A 13,385-nucleotide genomic window follows, 5' to 3' on the forward strand; every position below is an offset into this window, starting at 1 on the left:
TTTTTATTTAACTCTTTTTATAATAACGAGTGTTCTATCGTCAGAATATTTTCCGTTAGCAGAATATTTCTGGACGCTTTCAATGATTCTTTTACACATTATTTCAGGTCCGGCATTTTTGTTCTGAATAATTAAATTCTTCAATCTGTCTTCACCGTAGAATTCAAACTTATCATTAGTTGCTTCGACAATACCGTCTGTGTAAAGGATTAAATTATCTCCTTTTTCAAGGTAAAGACTATCAAGATAATAATCCTGATTAGGTGAAGGACCGAGGACGGAACCGGTTGAAGAAAGACTAATTATATCCTTTGAACCGGACTTCAGGACAAAGGGTGCATTGTGACCCGCATTAACATAGACGCACAGACCTTTTTTATCTTTGTAAAGTTCGCAAAGGAAGAGAGTAACAAATCTTTCGTTCGGGAATGTTTCATTGACGAGGTTTCCGATACGTTTCAGAAGTGTTGTAAAACCTACGTCATAGCTAACTCCCATTTTCAGGGCGCCAGAAATATACAAAGCCTGAGCAGCCGCAGATATACCTTTAGATGCGGCATCACCAATTGCAATACAGAGTTTATTATCATCCGCTATGTTTATGTAATCAAAAAAGTCGCCGCCTACAATTTTATCGGGAATAGAAACACCGTACATTTCATAATTACCGAATTCATAACCATGTTCGGGAAGAATGCTTCTTTGAATCTCGCTAGCTTTGGCGAGTTCTGTGATATTATCCTTAGCTTTTGATTCAATTCTTTTAGTACGAATAATAGAATTAATTGTAACGCTTATTATGTTCAGTGTGTAAAGAAATTCATCGTTTATAATGTTTCCATTAAATGCGAGGATGAACTGATACAGAATTAAAGGTTTATTTTTGTAAAGAATTTTATATTTTTCGCCAATGCCTGTTGCAGAATAGTTTGCAATGCCTCTTCTTTTAAGATAAACATTCGTTTCCATTGTTGTTACAGTTCTTTTTCTAGAAATCTCGTGGAGAATATGTAGTTCGTCTAGTCCAAGGACGAAACCTTTATCAATTTTTTTAACGTCACCAAGTTGGTCGAGGAGCGTATACGCTTTTTTATTATTGTTTAGTTTCCAGATTCTCCCGCCGCTGATACCAATGTTCTCGTCACCGATAATCTGATGCAGAACGTATTTTAGCAGGTCTTCAGTTTTCTTGAAATTTGGAGCCTCAGTTATGAATTTTTCAATCGTTCGGGATAATTTCCTCTGTTCCATATTTTTCTTTATTGTTAAATTTTAGTTCGAGCTTATACAGCTCCATGTGTATTTTTGACAACGCTGCACCGGTGCAGAAAATCAGAGATAAAAGATAAATCCACAGCATAAAAACTACAATAGCAGCGTATGCACCATAAACTGCGGTATAATTAGAGAGATGGAGAATATAATAAGCAAATCCATATTTCAGGAGTTCATAAAGGGAAGCAGAGATTAAAGTACCAAAAAGCAGGGATCGAGTCGGAATCTTATAATGAGGAACAAATCTATAAAGAAAGAAAAACATTACATAAGAAATAAAGAAAGGAAGAAGGAAAAGAAGAAAAATACTTGAGCTAATTACGGATGAAACAGAAGTAAAAATAAAATTGATAAACTCGTTTTCAATTTGCTGAACAGAAGTAACAATAGTTGTGAAAGAAAACAACACAATAATAATAAGAAGCAGAACGAAATCACGAAGTTTTCCTTTTAAAAAAGTTATAGATTCTTTAACATCGAAAATTCTGTTGAGGGCATCTCGCATGTAGCTGAACATACTGCTCATCGCCCAGAATACTCCTAACAGACCTATCAGAGTTGTTATCAGAGCATTTTGAGAAAGCTCGAAAGCTTTGCCTGAGATTGTTTCTATTACTTTATCCTTCATCTCAAAATTTACAGGCAGAGTCTGGTTGATATATTCATTAATTTTCTGAACAGCATTGACCTGATCGAAATAAAATCCGAGAATACCAAGAAATATCAGCAGTGTAGGAATAATAACCCAAAGGATACTAAAAGAAACACCAGAGGATAAGAACCAAATCTGGTCAGTATCATACTTCTGGTAGAGCCTTTTTAAGTAGAAAAATAAATTATTTAAACGTTTCTCCAATATGTCATTTTAGTTTACCAGTAACTTTTTCAATCTGCTCGATAAAATCGGAATAATATAATATTTTATTTGCACTTTCAATCAAATCTTTCATGTATAAGTCTTTTTTAACAAACATAATCTTTTTTCTGAACAATTCAAAAGCCTTTTTGACACCAGCACCGGGAATAAGCGGTTTAAGAAATTCCAGTGATTGCGTACCGCAGAGAATTTCAATAGCTAAAATGTTTTTGACATTGCAAATGACTTCATAGCATTTTCTCGCAGCAATAGAACCCATAGAATTATGGTCTTCCTGATTTGCACTTGTAGGGATTGAATCTACGGATGCAGGATGAGATAAGACTTTATTTTCGCTCACGAGAGCGGCTGCGGTATATTGGGCAATCATGAATCCAGAATTCAAGCCACCTTCTTTGATTAGAAATCTTGGAAGACCGCTGAGGCTTCCGTCAACGAGCCGTGCTGTTCTTCTTTCTGAAATACTACCGAGTTCCGAGACAGCAATTTTGAGAAAATCGGCAGCGAGAGCAAGCGGTTCACCGTGAAAATTACCTCCTTCAAGATGTTCTTTGTCATTAGCAAAGATTAAAGGATTGTCAGTAACGGAATTTATTTCAGTATTAAGAACATTAACACAATAATTAATTGCATCTTTAGCAGCACCATGCACTTGCGGAATACATCTAATAGAATATGCGTCCTGAACTCTCGGACAATCTTCGTGTGATTTTATAATACCGCTGTTTTTAAGAAGTTTCCTTAAATTTTCAGCAGAAGCAATCTGTCCTTTATGCGGACGGATTTTTTGGATACGATGGTCGTAGGCGGTATCAGTACTTTTAGTGGCTTCTACTGAAACTGCTCCAGCGATATCAGCGAGTTTAGAAAGTTTTAACGATTCATAAAGCGAAACGCAAAGATATGCAGACATCATTTGCGTACCGTTGATAAGAGCAAGCCCTTCTTTTGAAGAAAGAACAAAAGGTTTAAGACCAGCTTTTTTGAGCGCATCCTTGCTTTTCAGTATTTTACCTTTATACTTCGTTAAACCTTCGCCAAGAAAAGCAGAGGCAAGATGAGCAAGCGGTGCCAGATCACCCGAACAGCCAACAGAACCCTGTTGTGGAATAACAGGAATAAGTCGTGCATTAAAGAATTTCAGAAGAAACTCTATTAATTCAAACCTGACTCCAGAATGTCCCTGAATAAGAGAGTTTATCCTGAACAGAATCATCAGACGCACAACATCATCTTCAACAGGCGAGCCAACACCAGTAGAGTGTGACAGGATAAGGTTCCGCTGGAGTTCTTCAGTCTGATTCTTAGAAATAATTACGTCTTTGAATTCACCAAAACCGGTATTGATACCGTAGATAACTTCCTCTTTAGCAATCCAGTGTTCAACAAGCTTTCTTGAATTACGGACATTCCATTCAGCAGATTTTGAAACAGAAAGAGAATAATTACCTTTAATTAGTTTAACTGAATCAAGAACATTTAGATTATTGCCATTTAGTATGAATTTATTCATCGGTGTAATCTATTGAAATAAAAAATCCGGATTTACAAAACAAATAAATCCGGATTAATAAGAATTTATAAAATTATTTTACAAGCATAAATTTCTTCGTGTCGGAGAAACTTACATCTCCTGAAAGGTTCAGTTTGTAAAAATAAACACCGCTGTTTAGTTCGCTGAAGTTAGCATTAACTTCATACTTACCGGCATTCATATTTTCGCTGATTAGGTTTTTAACTTCTCTGCCGTTTATGTCATAAACTTTCAATGTAACAAATCCAGTTTTTGGAATGCTGAAATTGATAGTTGTTGAAGGGTTGAACGGATTTGGATAGTTCTGAGAAAGATTGAAGCTTTCTGCGACAGTACTGACAGGAATAACGCCTGTTACTATATTAGACCATAATTTAGCTATTCTGATACCGTCAATGATAAACGATGGACGCAGTCCAGAAGAACCCTGCCTTAACGCAATTGTACCAGCATTTGTCAGGTCAGTTGTTGCATCTGTTAAAGGACCTAACAATGGTGTTGCCGGTTCTGTAACCGGGAGGTTAGGTGCTGTGAAAGCAAACAAACTGACAAGGTCATCCGAAGTCGTACCACTTAGAAATGAATACTTACCGACGACAAGATAAGTCGTGTTGTAATTAAATGTAGAAGTGGAAAATGTTGCAGTAGCAACATTGTTACCCTTGCTGATACCGAGGAAGAAACTTGAAGCATCATTTCCTTTAATAAAAACTTTCATACGGAAAGTTGATCCTAATGTAGTCTGTCCGATATGAAGGAAATAATCTCCTGTCGTTCTTGCTGTCGTAACGTTAAGTAAGAATGAGACATAAATATTTCCTGAGGTTTCTTCAGAAAAATTTCTGTTTACGTCTTCATAACCACCTGAGTCAATTTTTGCTGCATTACCGATGTTTGAAAGAGGATAACCGGTATAAGTTAAAGAAGGCGAAACAACAAGAATAGGACCCGTAGAACCACTGTGCACCGTCCAACCATTTGCCTGCAAGCTATCTCCAGCAGCGTAGCTGAAATTCTCATCCAATAGAATCTGACCATTTAATCCTGATGCGAATATTAATGCGAAAATAATTGTAAATAATTTAGTTTTCATGATTATTAATTATAATTTAAAAATGATTTATTTGATAAAGAATTTATAAATATAATAGTACAAAAACTATGATAAAAGAATGAATTTAACAAAAATTTTATCTTCAATATCGATAAAAAATTAGGCACCCACTAATTGCCGCACCGAAAATAATACATAAATCAAACAATCAATAGTTATTCAATTTATTTTATAAAATGCAATTTACAATTGATTTTATAGTGTCAAAAGGATAATTTGTGAACAATCTTTATTTTTGCACATCCAATAATAATAGATTGAATAATTAATATATTAGTTTTTTACAAATTAAAATCGAGTAAAATGAAAAAAACTCTCTCCATTTTGGCGATTTTTACGATTGGTTTTATTGTTTTAACCGGTCAGAAATTCGACAATAATGATCCGCGATGGAATCCCCATCCGGCATCGACAAGGTTTATACCTGTCGGTCAGTATGACAATTTACCAACTTATCCAAACACAGATAACTACGTAAATCCAAATACAGTAACACAATACATAAGAACTCCTCAAGGTGTCTTTGCAGTAAGTCCAAACTTCAGATTACATCCAACAAATGCACCGGGTACACAATCTGAAACAATAATAACATCAAGTTTGAACAATCCAAACCTTATGTTTGGGTCCGCAAACATATTTTGGGGCGGTTCCTATTTCAGTACAGGAGGATATATTTCAACTAACGGTGGTTTAAATTGGTACGGAGGTGATACAACAGTAAGAAATAGCGGTGATCCGGCACCAATGATTGATAAAGATGGCGTTTATTTGATTTCTTTTATAACTCAATCATATTCGATGGGTGCAAGTTACTCGACAAATTATGGTCTGACTTGGGCTCCGGCAATAACATTCCCTGGCGCTACAACAAACGCGGATAAAAATCTTTCGGGAACAAACTATGCATCTTCAAGCCCTTATTATGGGCATTCATATACAGTATATACAGAGTTCGGAGTGACTTACACAAACAGAATATTATTTACAAAAACAACAAACAGTGGTGTAAGCTGGTCAAATGTTCAAGTTATAAGTCCACCGACGGCATCAGGACATCATCATCAGGGTTGTGATGTAACAGCAGGTCCTGAGGGTAATGTATATGCAGTATGGGCAAACTGTACTACGAACGGTCAGAACTCAACAGAAGATTCGCTTGGATTTGGAAAGTCGACAGACGGCGGAGTAACCTGGACAGCAAGGAACAATGCAGCTAATATGAATGGAATCAGATCAGGATCTTTCGGGCCATGGGGAGTCAGAGTAGCAGGTTTTCCAAGACTTGATATTGACAGAAGCGGCGGACCGAGAAACGGCTGGATATATGTAGTAGCACCAGAAAAGAACTTTGTGGGTGGTGATGCAGCAGACGTATTCTTATGGAGGTCTTCAGATCAGGGAACGACCTGGAGTGCGCCAATAAGAGTAAATCAGGATGCGGCAAATGGTAAACTTCAATATCATGCTGCAATTAACGTAGATGCAGGCGGTGGAATAAACGTAGTATATCACGATTGCAGGAATTCAAACAACAATGACTCAGTAGATACATACGTAAACCGCTCTGTAGATGGTGGGACGACTTGGACAGAAGTAAAAGTTAATGATGCGAAATTCAGACCAGCACCTATGTCCGGATTAGCAACAGGTTATCAGGGTGATTACATTGGAATTACATCAGGTAATAACAGGATAATCCCGAATTGGGCAGATAACAGAGTAGGCAGATATCAGTCCTGGGCGGCAATAGTTGATATCGGACCATCGATAGCACATACAAATCTCGGTAACACCGAACAACTTTCCGGAACAAGAGAAATCAATTGTATAATAACACCGGCGGGAAGTCCTATAACTCCATCTACGGTAAAACTTTATTATTCGAAAGATAATCCGACCCTTACTTCGAACGTCACAATGACGAACTCGAGCGGAGACAACTGGACTGCTAATTTACCGATTTCGGGAGCGGGACTTTACAGGTATTATATTACAGCAACAGACGGTTTAATGAGAACAGCAACTTATCCAGCAGGTGCCCCGGGTAATACAATTTCATTTATAGCAGCAACTGATACTTCAAGACCGGTAATTGTACATAATTCTTTGGTAGATGTACCAAAAGTACAATGGCCTGCAACCGTAACGGCAACTGTGACTGATAACATCGGTGTTGACTCTGCATGGGTAAAGTGGTACAAAAATAATCCATCGAACGGAATAAAGCAGTTTAAGCTTACTAATACAGGCGGATCGTCTTATTCTGCAGAATTTAATTCAGTGAATGGGGATGTGCAACCAGGAGATTCGATATCATACCGAGTATTTGCACGCGATAATTCAATTGCACATAATACAGATTCTACAACATTAAGGACATTTAAAATTATTGCTCAAGCAACATCTTGTGTCGGGACTGGAACAACATCAACAAGTTATCCATTCTATACGCTTTATGAAGATTCAAGAACACAAATGCTTTTTAAAGCAGCAGAATTAATGGCAGGCGGTGGTGGAGCCGGATTCATAAGTAAACTTGGCTTCACGTTTTTGACAGTTGGTTCTCCGGCAATGAGTGGTTTTTCTATTAAGATGCAGACAATATCCGGCACTACCATTTCATCATGGACAACAACCGGATGGACTCAGGTATTGGATTCAGCTTCCTATACACCTCCGGGAACCGGATTACAGTATATCAATCTTGAGAATCCGTTCTATTGGAATGGTACTGGAAATTTACTGATTGAAGTGTGTTTTGATAATGATACTTGGTCATCAAACAGCACTGTTGCAGGAACTTCACAGACGGGAACGGTTGTACACAATCATGTTGATAATAGTGCAGGCTGCAACTTAACAGCAACGTCCACAGCATCCACGAGACCTAATATCTGTCTCGTAATTAATACAGCAACATCAGTAAATCCTGTCGGTACGACATTGCCCCAAACATATTCATTAAGTCAGAACTACCCGAATCCGTTTAATCCTTCTACAAAGATAAACTTTGCAATACCAAAGCAGGGTTTTGTAACGTTGAAGATATACGACGTTCTCGGTCGGGAAGTAAGAACGCTCGTTAATGAAATAAAAGCAGCAGGCAATTATACTGTAGATTTTAATGCTTCAGAATATTCGAGCGGTGTTTACTTCTACAAACTGGAATCAAGTGGTTATAGTAATATTAAGAAAATGATGTTAATTAAATAAGGATATACTTTTCGTTATAATAAAAGGCGGTAATGATTACCGCCTTTTTTAATATAGCTAACCTGCGAGAATAATCATTTCTATACACCTTTCACGATTTAAAAGAGAAATCATTAAATATCAGGGATTACAATATTTTCCCAAAATTATTGTTTTTTAAAAAATGCGAACAATTATTAAATATATATTGATTATGAATTAGGAAAAGGATAATTTCGTATTATTGAATACAAAAATGAATTATTTAAAAAATCTTTATAAATCATTAAATTACATAACATGAAAAAAACTATTTCAGTTTTAGCAATTCTCGTTATTGGGTTCTTTGTTCTTACGGGGCAAAAGATTGATAATGAGAGTCCCAGATGGAGTCAGGCGTTTACGCATGTTAATCCTTTGGGAAATTACGTACCACTACCGAGTCACCCGGACAGATTTGTGAAATTCACAACTGCTCCAAGACAAGTAGAAACAACTCACGGTATGATGGTTGTTACTCCGAGTGTAAGGGTATTACCGTCGACAACAGTTGCGCAAACAGAGCTGTATCTTGCCTCGAATAAAGCAAACAGAAGTGTTTTATTCGGGTCATCGAATAATGTGGCGAGCAGCTCAATAAATTCCGGCTGTTTTGTTTCAACGGATAATGGTGTTAGCTGGGGAGGTTATCAGGTAATAAATTCAGGTAATCCAAATGACCAGCGCGGAGACCCGGGACCGGTAGTTGACAAGAATATGAGATTTGTATTTTCTCATCTTGTAAGTGCAACAAACTTTGGTAGTCTAACAGGTATGGGAGCCAATTACTCAACAAACTACGGTGCGAATTTTTCATCAACATTTATGCTGGAAACGAGTTCAAATGTTGATAAGAATTTAAGCAATACTGACGACTCACCGACAAGTCCATATTACGGTCAATCATATACAGTGTGGTGTAATTTAGGTACGCCTCCTGCTTCGAGGTTTTCGAGAACTACGAACGGCGGTGTAACATGGGAGCCGTACGTTACTTTGAGTAATGGACTTTCCGGACATTTCGTTCAGGGTCACGATGTGGCAGCAGGACCTAATGGTGAAGTTTACGTAACATGGGTATCTAACATGAATTCTTCACCGTATAGAGCTGATTATCTCGGCTTTGCAAAGTCAACAAACGGCGGTGTAAACTTTACATCAAGTGATAGTGCCATTAACGTAAACGGCGCCAGAAATAACGGAACATTCGGCGGATGGGGATTAAGAGTAAACGACTTTCCAAGAATTGATGTAGATAAATCCGGCGGTGCGAGAAACGGATGGATTTACATCGTAATGATGGAAATAAGCCATGCACCTGCGGGTTCGGATGAAGACGTTGTGTTATACCGTTCCTCAAATCAGGGTGCTTCTTGGATGCCCGGAGTTAGAGTTAATCAGGATGTTTTAAACAACGGCAAGAGACAGTTTTTCCCGGCAGTAAGAGTTGATGATGCCGGTGGTGTAAACATTATTTATTATGACAACAGGAACTTCCCGAATGCTGACTCAGCAACCGTTATGATTTCAAGGTCAACAGACGGCGGAGCAACATTTGCGGATTTCGAAATTACTGACCATCATTTCAAACCCAAACCGGCGACAGGTATGAGCGGTGGATATATGGGCGACTATATCGGAATTGCAATCGGTGCCAATAAAGTGTTCGGATTCTGGATGGACGATAAGGCATCAACTTCAACCGGTTTTTATAATGCATGGACAGCTTCATTCATGCTCGACCCGGGACCATTAGCACCGTTCAATATACAAACTCCAACGGCGGGTACAACAGTTACATCATTTCCGGGTTCATCTACACCCGTAACAATTACGTGGGATACTTCAAGAACCGGTGCAAGTTATAAATGGATATTCGGAACAGCACTACCGACAAGGCTTTTAACGCTTCCATCAGGCAGCAATTCGTTAACGATGACTCTCGGAGAGCTGGATAATATATTAGCAGGAATAGGTGTCAGTCAGGGAGGTTCTATAAGCGGTTCATGGGATGTTTGGGCGTTCAGAAATAATGCACCTGCGAATGATTCTTTAAAATCTTCGAATGGTCCAAGGACAATTACACTTGCAAGGGGCACTCCGGTTCTTACGCCGTTCAGTTTAAATATCCCTGCAAATAATTCAACAATTGTAACATCTGTGTTCAATAATTCAAATATTAACATAAATTGGACAAGGTCGGGCGAAGGTACTACATATAAATGGAAGTTCGGGGCACCGACAATTTCTACTCCGCTTCTTACACTCCCGAGCGGATTTGATTCTACAGTATCAATTGTTAACTCGGGATTGGATTTTATACTTGGAGGACTCGGAGTAAATCCCGGAGATTCAATATCAGGTCAATGGGCAGTCTGGGCTTACAATGCAACAGATTCCGTGAAATCAACACAAACATTTAACCTTAAACTAAAACGCCAGAGTAAAGGTGATGTGATGGTGCTTTATGACTCAACATCAGCCGCTTGCAGAACTTCTAAAGATTCAACAGCAAGTATATTAAGCAGGTTAAACATTACCTTCGATTTATTCAACAGAGGAAGCCAGACTGCAGTACTCGCAATGTCCTTACGTGGATATAAAACTGTTATATTACTTGGCGAAGGAACAAGTTCAATTAACACAAGACTAAAGGATTCTGTAAAAGCATATCTGAATTCAGGTGGAACAACATTGCAAACAAAGTCAAAACTAATAATTTTCTCCGAGGATATTGGTTATAATTACGGAAGGTCAGCTTCCAGTTATTACGACCTTGATTTTGTGAACAATTATCTCGGATGGAACTGGACGGCTGATAGGCCGGGAACAGGAGCAATTGGTCTCATAGGTACGTTCGTTAACCCGGGTATCGCTGACAGTACTGTCGGTTCATGGCCTGACGCTTTAAAAGTGTTCACGATTGCAGGGACACAGCAGCATGTGTTGTATAAATTCAGACCTAGAATGACAAGCGTTGACACTTTGAGCGGAATAGGTCTTTACAATACAAACTGGAATGTAGCAACCTTCGGTGTTGACATTGAGTCACTCAGACCTACAGCTACAAGCCCTGCGGGTTCACCTGCAGAGCGTTTTATACGAGCAGGAATTGACTACGTCAATAACAATATAACCGGTTTCGAGCAAATCGGAAATGAAATACCTCTTGTATATTCATTAAGCCAGAACTATCCGAATCCGTTTAATCCTGTAACTAAGATTAACTTTGCATTACCGAAACAGGGATTAGTAACGATTAAAATATACGACGTTCTTGGAAGGGAAGTAAGAACGCTAGTGAATGAAGTGAAAGCGGCCGGATATCACACGGTTGACTTTAACGGTTCGCAATTCTCGAGTGGTGTTTATTTCTACCGAATGGAATCGAATGGATTCAGCGATATAAGGAAAATGATGCTTATCAAATAAATTAGTTGATAGTTGCGCGTTTTTTGCGTCCGCCGAGGCGGAACAGTTGTTAGTTGATAGCAAAGCAAGAAGTTAAAATTAAGGCGGACGAAAGTCCGCCTTTTTTATTTGGGTTAATGTATTTTATAACGCCAAAACACGAGAGGCACAAAGTTGCCGCAAGTGTCACATTAATTGCGATTTGTTTCGTAGTGAAGAGCAATTACTCCGTAAGAAAATGTTTTCGATTCTATAAGTTTCAGTTTAGCTGCTTCTTTCACACCTTTAAATAGAGGAATGCCTTTTCCAAGAATCACCGGATTAACAAATAACCAAAACTCGTCAATCAGACCTTGACTTAATAATGAAAGAGAAGCAGACGGACTTCCAAAAATTATAACATTTTTACCGTCCTGCAATTTTATTTTATTTATGTTGTCTGCAAGCTGGTCTTTAATAACCTTTGTATTTTCAAGCCCTTTTTCGCTGAGTGTCTTGGATAAAACAACCTTTGAAACTTTGTTGTACCAAGCCGAATGTTCTTTGTCGTGTTTTGATGCGTTTGGCTGCTCGCCGGCACTGGGCCAATAGCTCTGCATTATTTCATAAGTTACACGTCCATATAGCGCCGAGTCAGCTTTGTCGGTCATCGTAGCAACAAAGTCAAAAATCTCATCGTCTATATGTATCCAGTTCATTTCTCCTTTAAGACCTGACACAAAACCGTCAAGTGAAGTGTGCATAAAGAATATTAATTTTCTCATTTCGTTATTTGTTTAAATATTTATAAAGTTTGTTTATTCGTTTCTGTGTCACAATTCCTGACCAATATAATAAATGAAAGATAAATAAAATATTCCATGTACTTTTATATTAGAGAAACTTGAAGGTGTTGTACGGGCGAGATCATTTATATAGTAAAACTCATGAGAAATCTCTCCGGTTTTATGGGAGAGAATCTTCAGAAGAGTGGGCAGGGAAGTCGCAGCTCTTATAAATCAATTCCAGAATGTTGGCACATACGAATATATTTTCAATGTTTCCGAACATGGGAACATTCCGTCAAGCGTATTGTTCTAGAGACTTCAGACAGGAAATAATTTCACCATCACTAAAAAGATGATACTTTTGAAATAAGGAGATTGTCCTATCATATTTGTTTTAAAACGACATGCAAGTAAGCGCATGTTGCATTTACATCGCATATGTCAAACAATTGCATTTTCTTGATGTTATGAAATTGGAGGTTTATTAATTTCAGGGTAGCAAATAGTTGTTAAATACTTGCTTTATTAAGTCCCATAATAATCTAGCGTTGTTTTGCGTCACGCCTAGTTGAATAACGATGCTAATTATTGTTCCTATAAATAAGCTTTTCCAGTCGAATTTATTCATCTCCTTTGCTAGCTCAGTTAGATGATCAAGTTTTTCATTTATAATATTGACTTGACCATCTAATAGACCAATGGTCGTCAAACCTTGTTTTAATGCTACAACTCTTTTCTGTAAATCTTCATATTCGTGAACAGAAAATTTGTCTTCATCGTTGTCAAACTTAATTTTTATGCCCTCAATTTCCTTTTTTAATCTATCCCATTTATTTGGAGAATTTATTTCTTTTACAAGATTTCTCAACCACTGTCTAACATAATTTAACTGTAAATCCCAACTTCCAGGATATTCGCTTACGGTGTGTGCAGTTTCACCAGGGCAAAACACGGCTAAATGACTTTTCGTTGACTTTATTCCTGTTTCAAATAGGAAATAATATTCTGAGTTTACGAACTTTAATTTTGTCGCTTTTTTTCCCGATGATTTTTTGCTCGCAATTTCTCCAAATTCAAATTGAGAAGGAGAAAGACCAACTTGTACGATAAGGTCAAATAAAATGTCTTTTTGTGATGGCAATAGTTTCATAGTTGTTATTATGTTTGCTTCTA

The 13,385-nt window shown here is 37.7% G+C and carries 8 protein-coding genes; 2 read left to right on the forward strand and 6 right to left on the reverse strand.

The genetic code is table 11. The annotated features are described in order from the left end of the window. Positions 1–3: 3 nt before the first annotated feature. The 4 genes from WC644_09940 to WC644_09955 form a co-directional block, all read right to left on the reverse strand. Positions 4–1,251 (reverse strand): PP2C family protein-serine/threonine phosphatase, encoded by a 1,248-nt coding sequence (locus WC644_09940; GenBank protein MFA5012256.1) that lies wholly within the window; start codon positions 1,249–1,251, stop codon positions 4–6. Beyond that, positions 1,220–2,131: a YihY/virulence factor BrkB family protein gene (locus tag WC644_09945; GenBank protein ID MFA5012257.1), complete on the reverse strand. Its 912-nt coding sequence runs from the start codon at positions 2,129–2,131 to the stop codon at positions 1,220–1,222. The genes WC644_09940 and WC644_09945 overlap by 32 nt, the downstream gene beginning before the upstream one ends. 4 nt (positions 2,132–2,135) lie before the next feature. Then, positions 2,136–3,665, reverse strand: a complete 1,530-nt coding sequence (gene hutH / locus WC644_09950; protein MFA5012258.1) for a histidine ammonia-lyase — start codon at positions 3,663–3,665, stop codon at positions 2,136–2,138. A gap of 73 nt (positions 3,666–3,738) precedes the next feature. After that, on the reverse strand, positions 3,739–4,779 hold the full coding sequence (locus WC644_09955) for a T9SS type A sorting domain-containing protein (GenBank protein ID MFA5012259.1): 1,041 nt from the start codon (positions 4,777–4,779) through the stop codon (positions 3,739–3,741). A gap of 324 nt (positions 4,780–5,103) precedes the next feature. Between WC644_09955 and WC644_09960 the strand changes: the two genes are divergently transcribed. Then, positions 5,104–8,016: a T9SS type A sorting domain-containing protein gene (locus tag WC644_09960; protein ID MFA5012260.1), complete on the forward strand. Its 2,913-nt coding sequence runs from the start codon at positions 5,104–5,106 to the stop codon at positions 8,014–8,016. Positions 8,017–8,295: 279 nt separating this feature from the next. Continuing rightward, positions 8,296–11,466 (forward strand): T9SS type A sorting domain-containing protein, encoded by a 3,171-nt coding sequence (locus WC644_09965; protein ID MFA5012261.1) that lies wholly within the window; start codon positions 8,296–8,298, stop codon positions 11,464–11,466. A gap of 170 nt (positions 11,467–11,636) precedes the next feature. Here WC644_09965 and WC644_09970 read toward each other — a convergent pair whose 3' ends face one another. Then, positions 11,637–12,209: a dihydrofolate reductase family protein gene (locus WC644_09970; GenBank protein ID MFA5012262.1), complete on the reverse strand. Its 573-nt coding sequence runs from the start codon at positions 12,207–12,209 to the stop codon at positions 11,637–11,639. Positions 12,210–12,702: 493 nt separating this feature from the next. Further along, positions 12,703–13,362: a hypothetical protein gene (locus tag WC644_09975; GenBank protein MFA5012263.1), complete on the reverse strand. Its 660-nt coding sequence runs from the start codon at positions 13,360–13,362 to the stop codon at positions 12,703–12,705. Positions 13,363–13,385 lie beyond the last annotated feature (23 nt).

This window comes from Ignavibacteria bacterium (genome assembly GCA_041649015.1).
GTDB lineage: Bacteria > Bacteroidota > Ignavibacteria > Tepidaquicellales > Tepidaquicellaceae > CAIKZJ01.